Genomic DNA, 16,968 nt, shown 5'->3' with positions numbered 1-16,968 from the left:
TAATGAGCAATCATTATAAAAATAAATCAGCTAAAAATCCTTCTCTTAACATCTCTAAATTAAATACATTCGTAATATGACTAAATGCTTCTGCTAATGGTAAGTGTGCTGTTTTCCATCCTTGACCATCAGTAACCCAAACAAATTCAACATCGTCATCTGAAGTAATAACAAATTGACTGAGTTCAGTAAACTCTCCAGCAACCGCTTTTAATTTACTTCCTCCGCCGCCATAATAATTTGTTTCAATCAACCAAACCTTATGTTTTTCTCGGGAATAAACTGCAACATCAAATCTTCTTTCAGACTTATCGACAGGTACTTTAATCCCCCACTTATCTTTAATATATTGGGCTGTAGCTTGAGCTTTCCAATCCAATTTTTGTTCCTGAGAAATCTTTGCTACGTGTCTCTCTAAAATTCCCTCCATGGTTGTCCCACTTCGGTTTTTTCGTGCATTGCTATCTAATCCAGTCTCCACTCCATAAACATAATCAACTAATGAACGATTAGCATGTTGTTGTAAAAACTTTAATAAACCAGATTTCTCAATAAATTTGATGTAATCATCTATTCTGCTAGTGTCTATCGTTTTGAAATCCAATTGCTCAAAAGACATATTATCGTCATTATCTATTGTCAGAATATCTAAAACATTATCACGACTTGCAATCAGACTAGGAATTGCTTTTAACAAATTAGGTTGTTTAGTGAACAAGTCAAGAGCTTCTATATAAATATCATCTTTACCAATTAAGTAGTTTAAAGTGTTCAACTCTAGTTCATACTTCTTTGTCTCACGATCAACTTTCTCCCAATTTACATAGTATTCAGGAGTTCTGTTGGTAATTGAGAGAGTATTTAAAAAATTTTGTAATCTATCTTCTGATGATGAAGAAATGTAAGTATTAAAATCCATAATTCACCTTGTAATTAAAATAAACCAAAAAATGTCATGTCGTATTCATCAAGCATTATTTTGATGCCGTCCCCTCGTAACATTTCAAAAGTATCACGATATTTATCTTGACCAAAAAAACTTTTATTTCCAACAAATATGAATTGCACAGAAAATGGTTCACCCTCTTGCACACTATCTAACAAACGTTGATAAATACGTCTTTTATTGCCAAAGCCCAGTAGTTTTTCATCAACACTTCCTTCGCTTTCCTGCCATTTTTTCTCAACTATATAAACTGTATGATTTTCAAAATTTATAAATACTTCATCTGGTTTCCATTGTTTAGAATTGGTATTCTTAATCCCCAATTCTTTCAAAAAATCATAAAATCTATATTGAGGCATAATTTTACCAATGATTTCTTCTTCCCCAACTCTAAAAACTTCAAAGCCTTTTGTTACTTTTCTATCTTTGAAATCTATTTCTTTAACTTCATATCCTGGAAGGGAATCTACTAATTCCGAAAAATCAGTATCTCTTTCAAATTTCAAACCATTAGTGGTCGTTTTGGCTCCTCCTCCATGTTTATTTGGTTTTCTAGCCATAGTTTTCCTCCTCTAATCTTCTTCTAGCTATCTTCAAATATTCTTTTTCAGCATCGATACCTATAAATCTTCTACCTAATCGCTTCGCAACAACACCCGTAGTGCCACTACCAACAAATGGATCTAGAATATAGTCACCCTCTTTAGTAGAGGCCAAAATTATACGTTCCAATAAATATTCTGGTTTTTGTGTTGGATGCTTGCCAGCCCATTTCTCAGCTTTTTTCGTCAAAGCACCTGTCCAAACATCTTTCATTTGCTTACCATCATTTAGCTCTTTCATCAAATCGTAATTGTAATAATGACGAGCTTTTTTATCATTTTTTCTTGCCCATAAAATAGTCTCAGTAGAATGAGTGAAATAACGACAGGATAAATTAGGTGCAGGGTTTGTTTTCTGCCAAGTAATGTTATTTAGAATTTTAAAACCTTCTTGCTCTAATGCCATTCCAACTGAGTAAATATTATGTAAACTCCCCGAAATCCAAATAGTCCCATTAGGCTTCAAAACTTCTTTTGCTAAACGAATCCATTTACGATTGAATTCGTGCTTTTCCTCAAAGGAAGAAATCTTATCCCAGTCACCTTTATCTACAGATACAACCTGTCCCCCAGAATTTGATATACCACCGTTACTCAAAAAATATGGAGGATCAGCAAAGATCATGTCCATGCTTTCTGGTTTCATTTTCGATAATAACCTAAACGTATCTGCATGAACAAGAATCATTTTATCTTTATTATAGTATGGTTTTGTCATTAAAACACCTCCATACTTATATTCGTTATTTTTCATAATTTGTGACTATAATTTCAGAAATTTTTCCTCGACTTGAAGATTTTGCTCCATTAGTTCGGATAGCTTCAACATGATGGATATTAAAATCTCGATACAACTCCTCTACCAAAAAACTAGAGGAGTTTGATAACATAACATAAGCCCCTGCATCACTCAATTTCTTAAAGGTATCTCTTAATCTTACTTGATCATCATATGAAAACCCCTCATGAGTGTAGGAAGTAAAGGCACTTGTCTCTGACAATGGAATATACGGGGGATCAAAATATACAAAATCCCCTGGTTGAACATCCAAAACAGCCTTTTCAAAATCTCCTTTTTTAATTTCTATTTGATTATTATTCAGATAAGTTGAAATAGCAGATATCAAATTATCGTCAACAATTTTAGGATTTTTATAACGACCATAAGGTACATTAAACTGATTCTTAGAATTCACACGATATAAACCATTAAAGTCTACTCTCAACATATAGAGAATACGTGCTGCCCTTTGTACTTCAGACATCATATCTATTCTTTCATCACGATCAGCAGAACGTAAATCTAAATAATATTCTTTTGAATTATATTCCTGATGAACTTTCAAAATTTCAATCAATTCTTGAGGATTGTCCTTAATTTGTTGATAGCAATTTATTAGTTCAGCGTTAAAATCATTAATAACTGCATCTTTAGGAGCTAAATCAAAAAATAAAGCTCCACCTCCAACAAAAGGTTCGAAATACCTGTTATAGGTTTTAGGCATTAATTCTCTAATAACAGGCAATAATTGTCTTTTACCACCTGTCCATTTCGTGAACGGTTGTAAAGTAACTTCCTTTATTTCTTTTATCTTCATGCTTTTAATTATACCATAGAAATTAAAACACAACTCTTGTATTTTCTACCACATTACTAAATTTTCTATTTTAGAATTAAATCATATCAATATCAAAAAATGAGTAAGGCAAATTTTATAAATTCCAAAATCCACCTCACTCTATTAAATTACTCTTTATGTCCTCACCTGTCTATCTTCTGACCTTTGGCCTGTGACAAACATGGTGAAGGTTGCTTTACAGACATTTCTGCCTTCTTGATTGGTGATATCGACATCCACGACACAGGTTGTGCGACCTTGATGGACACATTCCCCTTTAATGGTCAGCACATCGTCAAGTTTTCCTGCCTTGAGATAGTTGATAGAGGATTGAAGTGTCACCCCATCAAGCCCCAGTGAGATGACCACCAAACCACTAATCTGGTCACAAAGGGTAAAGAGATAGCCACCATGGGCATTGCCATAGTAGTTGAGCGACGAGTCCACTACTTTGGTCGTCACCTCAACATGACCATCTCTCATTTGTTCAATTTCGTAATTTTCAAAAGCAGATATAGCGTCAAAATGAAAATCTTTCATCGTTTCCTCCTGATATTTCAAACGACACTATGATACTACTTTTTATAGGACTGTGCAAGGAGAAAGCTCCTAGTCTGACAAAATTCCGACCTGCTCTACAAAGCGCATAAAGGCTACCTGTCCTTGCTCCGTCTGCTTGTAAACTCCTGCATCCTCCAGAACACGTGCAAAGATGGCACCTACAGAGTCCTTGACGATTTCAAGGGCTTTTTCTTTATCTTTTAGGTCTGGATATTGGGCTTTGAGTTCGTCTGCCCATTTCTGATGATAATCGGCAACCGTAACAGCTTCTCCTACAAGATAGCTAGCGACTTGCTCCACTTCTTCTTTCAGACGTGGTGGCAAGATTGCCAAGCCCATGACCTCAATCAAGCCGATATTTTCCTTCTTGATATGTTGGACATCCTTGTGGGGATGATAGATGCCATCAGGATGCTCTGGCGATGTCTGATTGTCTCGCAAGACCAAGTCCAACTCAAACTGTCCATCGCGTTTACGGGCAATCGGTGTGATGGTATGGTGTGGTGTGCCATTACTTTCTGCCAAGACTTGCACACTTGGATCTGAATACTGACGCCATTCTCGCAAAATCTTGTCAGCTAAGTTGATCAATTCCTCTTTAGAATCCGAGGTCAAACGTAGCACTGACATAGGCCACTTGACAATCCCTGCCTTTACCTGCTCAAAACCAGTAAAATGAAATGCTTTTTGCAGAGGAGCCAATTCCATAGGAAAAACGTGACGGCCTCCCTGATAGTGATCATGAGTCAGAATAGAGCCTCCCACGATTGGCAGGTCGGCATTAGAGCCTGCAAAATATCCTGGAAACTGCTCTACGATAGCAAGCAGACGTTCAAAGCTCTGACGACTAATGGCCATGGGACGATGCTGGCCATCTAAGAAAATACAATGCTCATTAAAGTAAGCATAGGGCGAATACTGGAAGCCCCACTCCTGACCAGCCATTTCAAAACGGATAATACGGTGGTTGCTGCGAGCTGGGTGGTTAACTCGACCATGGTAGCCCTCATTCTCTAGACAAAGCTGACACTGGGGATAATTGCTAGCTTGCACCAACTTGGCTGCCGCAATCTCTTTGGGATCCTTTTCAGGCTTAGAGAGGTTGATGGTAATTTCAAGTTCACCGTAATCAGACAGAACACGATAAGCGATATTTTTAGCAATGGCCTTGAGTTTAATGTAGTCATTCTTCTGACTGAGTTGGTAGAAATCCGCTATCGCTTGCTCAGGAGACTGGGCGTAGGTTGCCCAAAAGTCACGATTGACCTGACTCGGACAAGGGGTCACCAAGTCCATCAATTCAGCACCAAGGATTTCACGCGCAGTCTGACTATCCTCAATCGTCTCTAATCGAACAGCTTCCTCAACCAGCTGGTCCTTGAGATCAATCAATTTATCCAGATTGGTCTCAACTTCCAAAACACCATCTCCCACTCGTGCCAAGACACGATTGGTCAGGTAGATTCGATCCATTTCCTCAAATGAACTTTCAGAAATAATATGTGTTACAAATTTATCTACTAAGGTCACTATAGAGCCTCCTTTTGATTAGTCAAGGACGCGAGTGCCACCTGCAACTTCAGCAATATAGAAGCTTGGAGCGTAGCCAACTACTTCCTCGTAGTGTTTGCCTACAGCTTCCTTAAAGTCCTCAACAGCATCTTTTTGCACCAAGGCAATGGCACATCCGCCAAAACCTGCCCCTGTCATACGAGCACCGAGAACACCTTCCTGAGCCCAAGCAGTATGAACGAGGGTATCCAATTCCAAACCAGTCACTTCATAGTCATGTTCTAGAGAAACGTGTGACGCATTCATCAAGCGACCAAATGTTTCCAAATCACCTGCTTGAAGGGCTGCTTGAGCTTTAAGGGTACGTTGGTTTTCAAGCACAGCATGGCGAGAACGTTTCAAACGATTTTCGTCTTTAATCAGATAGCTGTATTGGTCAAAGGCCCACTCGTCCAACTCACCCAATGTCTGAATATCCAAGGCAACTTGCAATTCTTCTACTGCTTTCTCACACTCAGCACGGCGTTCATTGTATTTAGAGTCTGCTAGTTCACGGCGTTTGTTGGTATTCATGATAACAACAACATTGTCCTTCAAATCAAGCGGCACCAAGTCATACTCTAAAGTGTTAGTATCTAAGTAAATAGCACGTTGGTCAGCTCCCATACCGATAGCAAACTGGTCCATAATGCCAGAGTTGACTCCGATAAAGTTGTTTTCTGTTTGTTTTCCAATTTTAACCAAATCGAGACGCTCTAATTTTAAATCAAAGAGATGCTCTGCCACGACTCCTGTCAAAAGTTCAAGGGATGCTGAAGAAGACAAACCAGCACCATTTGGGATATTCCCATAAACATAAAAATCAAAACCTTTGTCAATCACATGCCCAGCTTCTTGCAAGAAATGAAGAACGCCTTTTGGATAATTGGTCCAGTTGTGCTCTTTTTCAAACTTGAGATCAGTGAGAGGCACTTCGATGATACCCTTTTCCTCAAAGTTAGCTGAGTAGAAACGCAAGACTTGGTCATCACGTTTGCGAGCAGCCCCATAAGTTCCTAAGGAAATGGCTGCTGGAAATACATGTCCACCATTATAGTCCGTGTGTTCACCAATCAAGTTGATACGACCTGGTGAAAAGAATGTTTGGTCTGCTTCTTGACCAAAAACAGCAAGAAAGTCTTTACAAAGTGCTTCTGCAGTAAGATGTTGTGTCATATGAATTCTCCTTTGACTGTCCGTTAAGTCACCTTAACGTGTAATCGTTTTCTTTTATTGTATCCAAGGGATTTCCCAAGGTCAATCCTTTTTACTAAAATTTTACTAAAATATAAGTAAAAAAGCAGAAAAATATGATATACTAACCTTAAAGAAGGAGGATTTATGGCTACCTTAAAAGATATTGCACAGCTAGCCTCTGTCTCTATCGCGACCGTATCCCGTGTTCTAAACCGCGACCAGAGCCTATCTGTTACAGAAGAAACCAGACACCGTATTTTAACCGTTGCTGAAGAGCTGGGCTACACCAAACACCTCAAGACAGGCGAGTCCCACAAGCCCAAGCAAAAAATTGCCATTATCCAATGGGTCAGCGAACAAGGGGAGCTGGACGATCTCTACTACTACCAGATTCGCCTAGGCATAGAGAAAAGAGCCCAAGAACTGGACTATGATATTTTACGCTATTTTAATGACCATCCTTTTACACTGAGCGAGGAAGTCATCGGGATTCTCTGCATCGGAAAGTTTAGTCGAGCTCAGATCTCTGCCTTTGAAGAATACCAAAAGCCTCTTGTCTTTCTAGACAGTGATACTCTTTCACTAGGACATACCTGCATTATCACGGACTTTTACACTGCCATGAAACAGGTTGTCGATTATTTCCTCAGTCAAGGGATGGACCGTATCGGGATTCTAACAGGGCTTGAGGAAACAACAGACCAAGAAGAAATCATTGAGGATAAGCGGCTGGAAAATTTCAGAAACTACAGTCAAACAAAAGGAATCTATCATGATGAACTGGTCTTTCAAGGAAGCTTTACTGCCCAGTCTGGCTATGACTTAATGAAGGAGGCTATTCAGAACTTAGGAGACCAACTCCCACCAGCCTTTTTCGCAGCTAGCGATAGTTTAGCCATCGGTGCCCTCCGTGCGCTCCAAGAAGCTGGAATCAGCCTACCAGACCGCGTCAGCCTCATTTCCTTTAACGACACTAGTCTGACCAAGCAAGTCTATCCTCCCCTCTCCAGCATCACCGTCTATACCGAAGAAATGGGCAGAGCAGGCATGGATATTCTTAATAAGGAAGTACTCCACGGTCGCAAAATCCCTAGCCTAACCATGTTGGGAACCAGACTGACTCTGAGAGAAAGTACAAGGAATGAATAGGATAACAAAACGACCTCTAGCGAGGTCGCTTTTCTAATGATGATGCCCATGCTTCTGCTCTAATTCTCTCACCCTCCGCTTATGTTGCGCATGATTGCTTTGACTGCTATCTACTTCAATAGTGATATTCTGCACGCCTCTTTCTTCTAAACATTGACGCACCACTTCTTTGGTTTCCATCATCTGTTCCCAGTCCTTGATACAAATGTGAACAATAGCATTATTCTCTAGACCATCCATGGACCAAATGCTAAGTTGATTGACACTGTTGACATTGGGTAGAGCCTCTAAATCCTTCTCCAAATCACTTGTCTCGACTCCTTCTGGCACAGCATCTAGGAAAATTTTCAGTGCGCTCCAAAAGCGAGGAATGGCTTTCGACAGAATAAAGATAGAAATAACTAGTGATAAAAGCGGATCGAGGATATACCAGTCCGTAAATCGAAGAATAATCGCCATTAGAATGACGGCCAACCAACCAAGAGTGTCTTCCAAAAAATGCAGGCTAAGAATTGACTCGTTCTTTGTTTTCCCCTTACGAACTACCAGACTTGCTAGCACATTAATGGCTACTGCAATGATTCCCAGCCAGAGGATGCCTTCCTCATTGACGGGTTGCGGGTGAACAATCTTTGTGACATTTTCCAAGATCACTAGGACAGACCCTATCATAAGAATCACAGCCGTTAGCATGGCTCCTAAAAGACTAAAACGTTTGTAACCCAAGGTGTACTGTCTATCTTCTTCACGGTTTGAAATTGTTTCTAAAAGGGCTGAGATGCCAATGGCTATAGCATCTCCCAAGTCATGAACGGAATCAGCAAGAACTGCACTCGAACCAAAGATTCCTCCTGCGATAAACTCAACAATCGCATAGCTTAAATTTAAGAAAAAAGCTAACCAGATAGATGTTTTAGAACTCATTTCTCTCCCTCCTTTGGTATAATGGGTATATACATACTTCTTTCATTTGTATTATCTAATAAAATTCAAAGAAAGGATAGAAGCAAACTGTCAGCCATGTTCAGTTCTGAACAGTTTGTCTCAAGTGTCTACATGCCAAAAAGAGACCGTCGAGTCAGCAAGACGAAAAAAGCCATCTATCAAGCTTTTTTACAACTTTTGAACGACAAAGGCTATGATGCCACTACTGTTCAGGATATCATTGACCTAGCAGATGTTGGGCGTTCTACTTTTTACTGTCACTATGAAAGCAAGGAACTCCTTTTAGATGAGCTCTGTCGCTACCTCTTTCATCATCTCTTTGAAAGGGAAGGACACTTTACTACCGAGGACTACCTCGCACATATCTTTTTACATTTTCAGAAAAACCAGGACCATGTTACCAGTCTGCTATTTTCCAAAAATGACTACTTCCTCCGTCAACTCCATAAAGAGCTAGAACACCATGTCTATCCCATGTTGGCTGATGAGTTAAAAGAAGCCCACACTAATCTGCCTACTTCTTACCTCCAACACTTGGTCGTGTCCAACTTTATCGAGACATTGACCTGGTGGCTCAAAAAAGGACAAGACTTTACATACCAGGAAGTTGTCCAGTTTTATCTAGACCTTCTCATTCCTAAAAATTGAATACAGAGTAGAGCTCAGTTGCCTTATTTCTAGGCTACTGAGTTTTCATCTTTTCAACAATCAAAAAAGCCCAGACGACATTGTCTGAGCATTCTTCTATATAGTCGTTCAACCAAGTTGAGTTTAGCTTTTTAAGCTATTTCTTCAACAAACCTTGTTCTTGTAGAAACTCCTTGGCTACTTGTTCTGCTGACTTGCCTTCAACACCGACTTGGTAGTTGAGCTGGCTCATCTGGCTTTCAGTAATTTTGCCAGCCAATTTATTGAGAACTTTCTCCAACTCAGGATGCTTCTTGAGAAGAGCTTCTTTCATGAGTGGTGCCCCTTGATAAGGTGGGAAGAGTTGCTTGTCATCTTCCAAGACCTGCAAATCATAACGCGCCAACTCTGCATCTGTCGAATAGGCATCTGTGATTTGAATATCGCCTGACTGAATTGCCTGATAGCGAAGGGCTGGCTCCATGGTCGCTACATTGAGGTTAAGACCATACATTGATTGCAAGCCCTTATTTCCATCTTCACGATCATTAAACTCGAGAGTAAAGCCTGCCTTTAACTGTCCTTCCACTTTTTTCAAGTCTGAAATGGTCTTCAAGCCATATTCTTGAGCAATCTTTTTCGGAACAGCCACAGCATAGGTATTTTGATAAGACATAGGTTTGAGATAGGCTAGATGATCCTGTTTGGCAATACCATCACGCGCTACATCATAAACCTGCTCTGGCTCATGACTCACTTTCGGTGATGGCTGAAGCAGACTTTCAGTCACCGTACCAGTAAATTCAGGATAGATGTCAATATCGCCTTTTTTCAGAGCTTCATAGAGGAAGCTTGTTTTCCCAAAATTCGGTTTAACAGTTGCAGTCATACTGGTATTTTCCTCAATCAGCAACTTATACATATTGGCCAAAATTTCTGGTTCTGGACCCAATTTCCCAGCAATCACCAAATTTTCTTTCTCTTTTTGAGCCAAGAGGGCTGGACTATAAGACAGTCCGAGCAATATTGTCACCAAGGCAAAACCAGAGAAAATCGTCCGCAATTTTGCTTTTTCCATCACTTTTAGTAGTAAGTTAAAGGCAATAGCCAGCACTGCAGAAGAAAGTGCCCCAATCAAAATCAGACTGGCATTATTACGGTCAATTCCCAAAAGGATAAAGGAACCTAGTCCCCCTGCACCAATCAAGGCAGCCAAGGTCGCCGTACCGATAATCAAGACCGCTGCCGTCCGAATACCAGACATAATGACCGGCATGGCAAGTGGAATTTCAAACTTCTTGAGACGCTCCCACTTAGTCATCCCAAAGGCAATCCCAGCCTCTTGCAGACTTGGATCAATTCCCTTCAACCCAGTGATGGTATTTTGTAAAATCGGGAAAATCGCATAAATCACTAGCGCTGTTAAAGCCGGCAAGGTTCCAATTCCCATCAAGGGGATAAAGAGTCCTAACAAGGCCATAGACGGGATGGTCTGGAAAATCCCTGCAATCTGTAAGACCCAATCCGCCAACTTCTCATGATAGCGAAGATAAACAGCCAAGGGAATCGCTATAAAAATGGCCAGTAACAAGGTCAAAAGTGACAACTGCAAATGTTGAGATAGAGCTGTCAACCAATCACTAAAACGATCCTGAAAAGTTGCAATTAAATTAGTCATGAACACTACCTCCAAACAAGTCTGCTACAAAGTCTGTTGCAGGCGCTTTTAAAATTGTCTCGGGATTCGCTACCTGACGAATCTCTCCATCCTGCAAAACAGCAATACGGTCCGCCAATTTCAAGGCTTCATCCGTATCATGGGTTACAAAAATCGTTGTCATCCCAAACTCTTTATGCAATTCTTTCGTCAGAACCTGCAACTGTTTGCGAGAAATAGCATCTAAGGCTGAAAAAGGTTCATCCATGAGGAGAATCTTAGGCTGACCAATCATAGCACGAACAATACCAACACGCTGTTGCTCCCCCCCAGATAATTCACTAGGCAAACGATGTCCATACTCAGCTACTGGTAAACCAACCTTATCCAAAAGCTCCTCAGTTTTCTTAGCAATTTCTTCCTTAGTCCATCCCTTCATCTCAGGAATCAGGGCAATATTTTCCGCAACCGTTAGATTTGGAAAGAGAGCAATGGCCTGTAAAACATAACCAGTAGAGAGACGAAGCTCACGCTCGTCATAGTCTTTGATGCGCTTGCCATCCATGTAAATATTTCCATCAGTTGGTTCCAAAAGACGGTTAATCATCTTGATCATGGTCGTCTTACCTGATCCAGATGGCCCAACTAAAACCATAAATTCCCCATTCTCAATCCGTAAATTAACATCTCTCAAGACATCTTTTTCTGTGTAACGTAAAGCTACATTTTTGTATTCAATCATTCTGTATCCTCAATTTAAAACTTCCCTCGATTGGTCAAATCTTCTACCTTAGGCATGACTTCCTTATTATCCCAATGTTCCACAATTTTCCCGTTTTCTAGTCGGAAGATATCGTACTGGGCATAGGCAACTCCACCAATCTGATTCTGACCATAGCTAACCACATAGTTTCCTTGTCCTAAGAGTTGGAAAACAAAGTCAAAAGTGGCCTTTACTTATAAACAGCTAATTTGCTCCATTTTAAACCTCATTTTCCTCCTCTTTCAGATTAACCAAAATTCTTTCTTGAAAGGCTTCAAACTGACGAATTTCTTCCTCGGTGAATCCTTTATAAAAGATCGTATCCAATTTCTGACTGACACGATGCCCCACTTCTTTCTGAGACTGCCCCAACTCTGTTAAAACCAAATACTTCTTACGCTTATCTTCTCCACATGGACTAATAGTTACAAGATTTTGTTCCTCTAGTTTTTTAATCATCGTCGTCAGAGTATTATTAGCAAGCCCAGTCGCAAGCGCAATATCTGTCGCAGTTGCGCAGCCAGTTTCACTATTCCATAAAACCGCTAAAATCTTCCCCTGTTCACTCCGATAAAGAGCATCAGGATCTTGGCTCAGTAACTTTTGAAAAAGCCGCCCATTCAACAAACGAATATGATGAGCTAGCAAATGACTATCTTTCATGACACCTCCAATTTATTTCCATATCGAAACGAATAAAACAATTGTAACACTCATCATTCTAACTGTCAACTATTTCGATTTAGAAATAATTTTTTCCAGTAAAAAATCTCCCACCCAAGGTAGAAGATTCTAATCTTATAAACTTAATCCGTCATGTCCGATACCAACGTTCGATGCTCCAATGGAACACTGCACATAACTAGCAAGAAAATGAAACCTGACTGAATCCAGAAGAGGGCCAAGTCAAAGATTCCATGCACAGCAACCACTGTAAGGAAAGACAGATAAAGGCCGATAATCGGACGTTTCCCCGACTCCTGACTCATATCCATCATCAAGCGAACAGGAGCCACAGAAGACAAAACTAGTAAAATAGTCCCCACAATTCCATAACTCAGAATCGTATCAATATAAAGACTGTGAGCATGTTCATGATAAGGAGCATTTATTCTAGGATAAGAGTGCATATAGGTCAATGGCCCCTCACCCCAAAAAGGATTTTGCTTAAACAAGGCCATCCCAGCATCCCAGATAGAAATGCGTTCTTCCATAGAAGAGTCTAAAGTCCCCATCCGAACTCCCAAATCACTAGAAAAGAGGAAGCTCAAGCCAATCGCAAAGACCCCAATACTAAGCCAAAAGGCCTTCCAGTTTTTAATGGTCGTGAAGAGATAAATAATGGCTCCAGCGATAATAGCAGGAAAGGCAGTTCGATTTTGCGTAAAGTTCAATCCAAAGAGATTCACAAAGCCTGCAAACACACAGAATACTTTCAACCAATTCAACTTGGTCGTTGTAAACAGATAGAAAGCAATCATGATACAGAAACAACAAATAATTCCATAATAATTAGGATTAAAGAAGGTCACTTCTGCACGATTTTGATGCCACACCTGCATATTGGGTGAAAGAAAAGCATAGTTAAATTTCTTTACAATTTGGAAATGTTCTAAACTCGCAAAAGCAGCTGACAAGACGCTACCAAACAAGACGAGCTGCAAAATCAATCGAAAGAATTTATGTGATAAAATCGACTGATAGTGCAAAAAGAAAACAGTAAATAGAAAAATTCCTACTGAAGCCACAAGACCCATCCAATTTTGAGCAAAAGTGGATATAACAGTACTATAGCCAAGAAAAAGAAGTAGCATCGGATGCTCCCCCATTTTCTGAAGAATACTTTTCATATCTCCTGTAAAAATCAAACTGATAATATATAAACAGAATACAACTACAAAAAGATAAAAGGGTAAAAAGATACTCAGGATGATTCCCAATAAAATCAGTTCTTTACTAGACAACCCTTTCAGCTTTTCAATAAAGCCTATTGATTTCAAAATGAATCCTTTCTCTCCAAATCAGTTGATTCAGATAATAGTAAGCTACCCTTTATTGTACCACTTTTTTAGCAATTTGAAAACAAAGGAAACGTTTACTAGGTAAAAAAGGGAGCAAAAATACTGAGATTTCACAACTCAAGCTTAATGACTAGATTCACTCTAAAAAAACGTGCCGAAAATAGTAGGCATATGTTAAAATAGTAGTAATAAAATATAGATTAGAAGCAACTATCCAAACTAAAATCAAATCATATACTATTCTTAAAGAAAGGAAACCCATGAAATCCTACCAAGCTGTCTATCAGATTCTAACTAAAGAAACCGATTATATCAGCGGAGAAAAGATTGCAGAAGAACTATCACTGACTCGAACATCAATTTGGAAAGCCATCAAGCGTTTAGAACAAGAAGGCATTGAAATTGATAGTATCAAAAACAAAGGCTATAAACTGGTGAACGGAGACCTTATTCTTCCAGAACTTCTAGAACAAAATCTTCCAATTAAAATCAGTTTTAAACCCGAAACAAGATCAACACAACTCGATGCAAAAGAAGCAATTGATTTAGGAAATGAAGCAAACACCCTCTATCTAGCTTCCTATCAAACAGCTGGCCGAGGACGTTTTCAACGTTCTTTCTACTCCCCACAAGGTGGCATTTATATGACACTCCATCTTAAACCCAATCTGCCCTATGACCAATTACCATCCTACACACTACTTGTAGCAGGAGCTGTCTACAAAGCCATTAAGAACCTAACTTTAATTGATGTCGACATAAAATGGGTCAATGATATCTACCTAAACAATCATAAAATTGGAGGAATCCTTACTGAGGCAATGACCTCTGTAGAAACTGGCTTAGTCACAGATATCATTATTGGAGTAGGTATTAATTTCACTATTAAAGACTTTCCTCAGGAATTAAAAGAAAAAGCTGCTAGTTTATTTAAAACACCAGCACCTATTACCAGAAATGAATTAATCATAGAAATCTGGCGGACTTTCTTCGAAACACCAGCAGAAGAACTATTATACCTATACAAAAAACAGTCATTCGTTCTAGGAAAAGAAGTTACTTTCACACTAGATCAAAAAGACTACAAGGGACTTGCTAAAGATATCTCAGAAAATGGCAAACTTTTAGTTCAATGTGATAACGGAAAAGAAATCTGGCTCAATAGCGGAGAAATTTCACTCAAGAGTTGGAAGTAATAATAAACTAGCACAACCATAGAATCGACAATATATAAAGATTTTAGCTTTTCTGCAGCCCTATACAGTTGAAAAAGAGCCATTTTAAGGAGAATTCTAGTAGGAATACCAGTCGTTTCTAGGTAAGGGATCTTAGACGGTTTTTGAAAGTCATATTTCTTCATTTGACTTCCAGAACTAGGACAAGATGGGGCATTGTAATCCAGTTTCGCGATGATTTCCTTGTGAGTATCCCTATTGACGATATCTAAAATCTTGATATTTTGGTCTTTGATATCGAACAATTTTGTGATAAAATGTAACTATTCCATATGATTCTTTCTAATGATGGTTTGGTTGCTTTTCATTATGGATCATATGGAACTTTTTTCTACATAAAAATAGGCTCCATAATATTTATAGGGGGGTACCCACTACAAATATTATGGAGTCTTTTTATCGCTCTGAATACCAAAAAAGAAAGGACGAAATGTCTCCTTCCTAGAACTTAGCTTTTCTTCAACCCACTACAGTTGACAGAGAGTCGAAATTAAACGGAGAATAAGGGATTCGAACCCTTGCGCCAGTTACCCGACCTAACGATTTAGCAAACCGTCCTCTTCAGCCTCTTGAGTAATTCTCCTATTAATGGGCACGAGTGGACTCGAACCACCGACCTCACGCTTATCAGGCGTGCGCTCTAACCACCTGAGCTACGCGCCCAAGTTAAAAACTTGGTAATTTGAACAAAGTTCAAAGCGGGTGACGAGAATCGAACTCGCGACAACAGCTTGGAAGGCTGTAGTTTTACCACTAAACTACACCCGCATAAATACTATAAATAAAAATGGCGCGAGACGGAATCGAACCGCCGACACATGGAGCTTCAATCCATTGCTCTACCAACTGAGCTACCGAGCCTTATTGCGGGAGCAGGATTTGAACCTACGACCTTCGGGTTATGAGCCCGACGAGCTACCGAGCTGCTCCATCCCGCGTTAATACAAAAGGAGGATGTGGGATTCGAACCCACGCACGCTTTTACACGCCTGACGGTTTTCAAGACCGTTCCCTTCAGCCGGACTTGGGTAATCCTCCATACTATTCAAATGGACCTTGTAGGACTTGAACCTACGACCACTCGGTTATGAGCCGAGAGCTCTAACCAGCTGAGCTAAAGGTCCAACAAGATCATTATAGCGGCGAAGGGGATCGAACCCCCGACCTCCCGGGTATGAACCGGACGCTCTAGCCAGCTGAGCTACACCGCCATATATCGGGAAGACAGGATTCGAACCTGCGACACCTTGGTCCCAAACCAAGTACTCTACCAAGCTGAGCTACTTCCCGAGTTAAATAGAAAAATGCACCCTAGAGGAGTCGAACCTCTAACCGCCTGATTCGTAGTCAGGTACTCTATCCAGTTGAGCTAAGGGTGCTCATTATATTATGCCGAGGACCGGAATCGAACCGGTACGATCGTTACCAATCGCAGGATTTTAAGTCCTGTGCGTCTGCCAGTTCCGCCACCCCGGCCTCTCTAAGCGAACGACGGGATTCGAACCCGCGACCCCCACCTTGGCAAGGTGGTGTTCTACCACTGAACTACGTTCGCACTGTTTTCTTCTATCTAAAAATGCCGGCTACATGACTTGAACACGCGACCCTCTGATTACAAATCAGATGCTCTACCAACTGAGCTAAGCCGGCTCATTTATTATATCTTAATGCGGGTTAAGGGACTTGAACCCCCACGCCGTTAAGCGCCAGATCCTAAATCTGGTGCGTCTGCCAATTCCGCCAAACCCGCATATATGACCCGTACTGGGCTCGAACCAGTGACCCATTGATTAAAAGTCAATTGCTCTACCAACTGAGCTAACGAGTCTAAAATAACTTCCGTTATCTTAAACGGTCCCGACGGGAATCGAACCCGCGATCTTCGCCGTGACAGGGCGACGTGATAACCGCTACACTACGGGACCTATGGGAGTTAACGGGATCGAACCGCTGACCCTCTGCTTGTAAGGCAGATGCTCTCCCAGCTGAGCTAAACTCCCTAGAGCTAAGCGACTTCCATATCTCACAGGGGGCAACCCCCAACTACTTCCGGCGTTCTAGGGCTTAACTTCTGTGTTCGGCATGGGTACAGGTG

General features: G+C 40.4%; 15 protein-coding genes, 17 tRNA genes, 1 rRNA gene and 2 pseudogenes. 3 read left to right on the top strand and 32 right to left on the bottom strand.

What is annotated here, in order from left to right; translation table 11 throughout:
• Window positions 1-13 precede the first annotated feature (13 nt).
• The 7 genes from B7696_RS01135 to B7696_RS01105 form a co-directional block, all read right to left on the bottom strand.
• Window positions 14-919: a type II restriction endonuclease gene (locus tag B7696_RS01135; RefSeq protein WP_084861686.1), complete on the bottom strand. Its 906-nt coding sequence runs from the start codon at window positions 917-919 to the stop codon at window positions 14-16.
• Between the two features lie 14 nt (window positions 920-933).
• Entirely contained in the window at window positions 934-1,506 is a 573-nt protein-coding gene (locus tag B7696_RS01130; protein WP_084861684.1) for a PD-(D/E)XK nuclease superfamily protein, read from the bottom strand.
• Entirely contained in the window at window positions 1,499-2,266 is a 768-nt protein-coding gene (locus B7696_RS01125) for a DNA-methyltransferase (RefSeq protein WP_192856265.1), read from the bottom strand. Before B7696_RS01125 ends, B7696_RS01130 begins: the two co-directional genes overlap by 8 nt.
• Before the next feature lie 25 nt (window positions 2,267-2,291).
• On the bottom strand, window positions 2,292-3,146 hold the full coding sequence (locus tag B7696_RS01120) for a DNA adenine methylase (RefSeq protein WP_049552502.1): 855 nt from the start codon (window positions 3,144-3,146) through the stop codon (window positions 2,292-2,294).
• A gap of 156 nt (window positions 3,147-3,302) precedes the next feature.
• The gene (locus B7696_RS01115) at window positions 3,303-3,707 is read right to left on the bottom strand and encodes a PaaI family thioesterase (protein WP_084861680.1); all 405 of its coding nucleotides are present in this window, start codon (window positions 3,705-3,707) and stop codon (window positions 3,303-3,305) included.
• A 69-nt stretch (window positions 3,708-3,776) separates the two neighbouring features.
• Window positions 3,777-5,258, bottom strand: a complete 1,482-nt coding sequence (locus B7696_RS01110; protein WP_084861678.1) for a UDP-glucose--hexose-1-phosphate uridylyltransferase — start codon at window positions 5,256-5,258, stop codon at window positions 3,777-3,779.
• A gap of 18 nt (window positions 5,259-5,276) precedes the next feature.
• Window positions 5,277-6,455 (bottom strand): galactokinase, encoded by a 1,179-nt coding sequence (locus B7696_RS01105; protein WP_084861676.1) that lies wholly within the window; start codon window positions 6,453-6,455, stop codon window positions 5,277-5,279.
• Window positions 6,456-6,620: 165 nt separating this feature from the next.
• On the opposite strand from B7696_RS01105, the gene galR reads away from it, so the two are divergent.
• Entirely contained in the window at window positions 6,621-7,625 is a 1,005-nt protein-coding gene (galR, locus tag B7696_RS01100; protein WP_049491335.1) for a DNA-binding transcriptional regulator GalR, read from the top strand.
• Between the two features lie 33 nt (window positions 7,626-7,658).
• Here galR and B7696_RS01095 read toward each other — a convergent pair whose 3' ends face one another.
• Window positions 7,659-8,549, bottom strand: coding sequence for a cation diffusion facilitator family transporter (locus B7696_RS01095; RefSeq protein WP_000095928.1), 891 nt, complete (start codon window positions 8,547-8,549; stop codon window positions 7,659-7,661).
• A gap of 132 nt (window positions 8,550-8,681) precedes the next feature.
• Between B7696_RS01095 and B7696_RS01090 the strand changes: the two genes are divergently transcribed.
• A complete protein-coding gene (locus B7696_RS01090) occupies window positions 8,682-9,218 on the top strand; it encodes a TetR/AcrR family transcriptional regulator (protein WP_004235331.1) in 537 nt (178 codons plus the stop codon).
• Between the two features lie 136 nt (window positions 9,219-9,354).
• Here B7696_RS01090 and B7696_RS01085 read toward each other — a convergent pair whose 3' ends face one another.
• The 5 genes and pseudogenes from B7696_RS01085 to B7696_RS01065 form a co-directional block, all read right to left on the bottom strand.
• Window positions 9,355-10,875: an ABC transporter permease/substrate-binding protein gene (locus B7696_RS01085; RefSeq protein WP_084861674.1), complete on the bottom strand. Its 1,521-nt coding sequence runs from the start codon at window positions 10,873-10,875 to the stop codon at window positions 9,355-9,357.
• Window positions 10,868-11,596 (bottom strand): ATP-binding cassette domain-containing protein, encoded by a 729-nt coding sequence (locus B7696_RS01080; protein WP_084861672.1) that lies wholly within the window; start codon window positions 11,594-11,596, stop codon window positions 10,868-10,870. Before B7696_RS01080 ends, B7696_RS01085 begins: the two co-directional genes overlap by 8 nt.
• Before the next feature lie 14 nt (window positions 11,597-11,610).
• A pseudogene (locus tag B7696_RS01075) lies at window positions 11,611-11,802 on the bottom strand (nuclear transport factor 2 family protein); the annotation flags it as partial.
• 34 nt (window positions 11,803-11,836) lie between these two features.
• Window positions 11,837-12,280, bottom strand: a complete 444-nt coding sequence (locus tag B7696_RS01070) for a MarR family winged helix-turn-helix transcriptional regulator (RefSeq protein ID WP_000655212.1) — start codon at window positions 12,278-12,280, stop codon at window positions 11,837-11,839.
• 143 nt (window positions 12,281-12,423) lie between these two features.
• Window positions 12,424-13,617 (bottom strand): O-antigen ligase family protein, encoded by a 1,194-nt coding sequence (locus B7696_RS01065; protein ID WP_084861670.1) that lies wholly within the window; start codon window positions 13,615-13,617, stop codon window positions 12,424-12,426.
• 281 nt (window positions 13,618-13,898) lie between these two features.
• On the opposite strand from B7696_RS01065, the gene birA reads away from it, so the two are divergent.
• Window positions 13,899-14,834, top strand: coding sequence for a bifunctional biotin--[acetyl-CoA-carboxylase] ligase/biotin operon repressor BirA (birA, locus tag B7696_RS01060; protein ID WP_049510207.1), 936 nt, complete (start codon window positions 13,899-13,901; stop codon window positions 14,832-14,834).
• A gap of 44 nt (window positions 14,835-14,878) precedes the next feature.
• On the opposite strand, the pseudogene B7696_RS01055 reads toward birA, so the two are convergent.
• The 19 genes and pseudogenes from B7696_RS01055 to rrf all read right to left on the bottom strand — a co-directional run.
• Window positions 14,879-15,127 (bottom strand): annotated as a pseudogene (locus B7696_RS01055) (ISL3 family transposase); the annotation flags it as partial.
• A 241-nt stretch (window positions 15,128-15,368) separates the two neighbouring features.
• Window positions 15,369-15,456 (bottom strand) — tRNA-Ser (locus B7696_RS01050).
• 6 nt (window positions 15,457-15,462) lie between these two features.
• Window positions 15,463-15,536, bottom strand: a tRNA-Ile gene (locus tag B7696_RS01045).
• A 34-nt stretch (window positions 15,537-15,570) separates the two neighbouring features.
• Window positions 15,571-15,641, bottom strand: a tRNA-Gly gene (locus B7696_RS01040).
• Between the two features lie 20 nt (window positions 15,642-15,661).
• Window positions 15,662-15,734: transfer RNA gene (locus tag B7696_RS01035), tRNA-Phe, on the bottom strand.
• 3 nt (window positions 15,735-15,737) lie between these two features.
• A tRNA-Met gene (locus B7696_RS01030) sits at window positions 15,738-15,811 on the bottom strand.
• 10 nt (window positions 15,812-15,821) lie between these two features.
• Window positions 15,822-15,911, bottom strand: a tRNA-Ser gene (locus B7696_RS01025).
• A 12-nt stretch (window positions 15,912-15,923) separates the two neighbouring features.
• Window positions 15,924-15,997, bottom strand: a tRNA-Ile gene (locus B7696_RS01020).
• A gap of 13 nt (window positions 15,998-16,010) precedes the next feature.
• Window positions 16,011-16,084, bottom strand: a tRNA-Met gene (locus B7696_RS01015).
• 5 nt (window positions 16,085-16,089) lie between these two features.
• Window positions 16,090-16,163 (bottom strand) — tRNA-Pro (locus B7696_RS01010).
• A 15-nt stretch (window positions 16,164-16,178) separates the two neighbouring features.
• Window positions 16,179-16,252, bottom strand: a tRNA-Arg gene (locus B7696_RS01005).
• An 11-nt stretch (window positions 16,253-16,263) separates the two neighbouring features.
• Window positions 16,264-16,349 (bottom strand) — tRNA-Leu (locus tag B7696_RS01000).
• A 7-nt stretch (window positions 16,350-16,356) separates the two neighbouring features.
• Window positions 16,357-16,428: transfer RNA gene (locus B7696_RS00995), tRNA-Gly, on the bottom strand.
• Between the two features lie 22 nt (window positions 16,429-16,450).
• A tRNA-Thr gene (locus B7696_RS00990) sits at window positions 16,451-16,523 on the bottom strand.
• 18 nt (window positions 16,524-16,541) lie between these two features.
• Window positions 16,542-16,623 (bottom strand) — tRNA-Leu (locus B7696_RS00985).
• 5 nt (window positions 16,624-16,628) lie between these two features.
• Window positions 16,629-16,701 (bottom strand) — tRNA-Lys (locus B7696_RS00980).
• Between the two features lie 24 nt (window positions 16,702-16,725).
• Window positions 16,726-16,798, bottom strand: a tRNA-Asp gene (locus B7696_RS00975).
• Between the two features lie 2 nt (window positions 16,799-16,800).
• Window positions 16,801-16,873: transfer RNA gene (locus B7696_RS00970), tRNA-Val, on the bottom strand.
• Between the two features lie 4 nt (window positions 16,874-16,877).
• Window positions 16,878-16,968 (bottom strand): 5S ribosomal RNA (rrf, locus tag B7696_RS00965); the annotation flags it as partial.

This window comes from Streptococcus mitis (assembly GCF_002096815.1).
GTDB lineage: Bacteria > Bacillota > Bacilli > Lactobacillales > Streptococcaceae > Streptococcus > Streptococcus mitis_AD.
This window is presented reverse-complemented; position numbering and strand designations above follow the sequence as displayed.

Coding starts and splice junctions, on each gene's coding strand:
- B7696_RS01135 (WP_084861686.1), bottom strand. CDS start 919: ATGGATTTTAATACTTACATTTCTTCATCATCAGAAGATAGATTACAA.
- B7696_RS01130 (WP_084861684.1), bottom strand. CDS start 1,506: ATGGCTAGAAAACCAAATAAACATGGAGGAGGAGCCAAAACGACCACT.
- B7696_RS01125 (WP_192856265.1), bottom strand. CDS start 2,266: ATGACAAAACCATACTATAATAAAGATAAAATGATTCTTGTTCATGCA.
- B7696_RS01120 (WP_049552502.1), bottom strand. CDS start 3,146: ATGAAGATAAAAGAAATAAAGGAAGTTACTTTACAACCGTTCACGAAA.
- B7696_RS01115 (WP_084861680.1), bottom strand. CDS start 3,707: ATGAAAGATTTTCATTTTGACGCTATATCTGCTTTTGAAAATTACGAA.
- B7696_RS01105 (WP_084861676.1), bottom strand. CDS start 6,455: ATGACACAACATCTTACTGCAGAAGCACTTTGTAAAGACTTTCTTGCT.
- galR (WP_049491335.1), top strand. CDS start 6,621: ATGGCTACCTTAAAAGATATTGCACAGCTAGCCTCTGTCTCTATCGCG.
- B7696_RS01095 (WP_000095928.1), bottom strand. CDS start 8,549: ATGAGTTCTAAAACATCTATCTGGTTAGCTTTTTTCTTAAATTTAAGC.
- B7696_RS01090 (WP_004235331.1), top strand. CDS start 8,682: ATGCCAAAAAGAGACCGTCGAGTCAGCAAGACGAAAAAAGCCATCTAT.
- B7696_RS01085 (WP_084861674.1), bottom strand. CDS start 10,875: ATGACTAATTTAATTGCAACTTTTCAGGATCGTTTTAGTGATTGGTTG.
- B7696_RS01080 (WP_084861672.1), bottom strand. CDS start 11,596: ATGATTGAATACAAAAATGTAGCTTTACGTTACACAGAAAAAGATGTC.
- B7696_RS01070 (WP_000655212.1), bottom strand. CDS start 12,280: ATGAAAGATAGTCATTTGCTAGCTCATCATATTCGTTTGTTGAATGGG.
- birA (WP_049510207.1), top strand. CDS start 13,899: ATGAAATCCTACCAAGCTGTCTATCAGATTCTAACTAAAGAAACCGAT.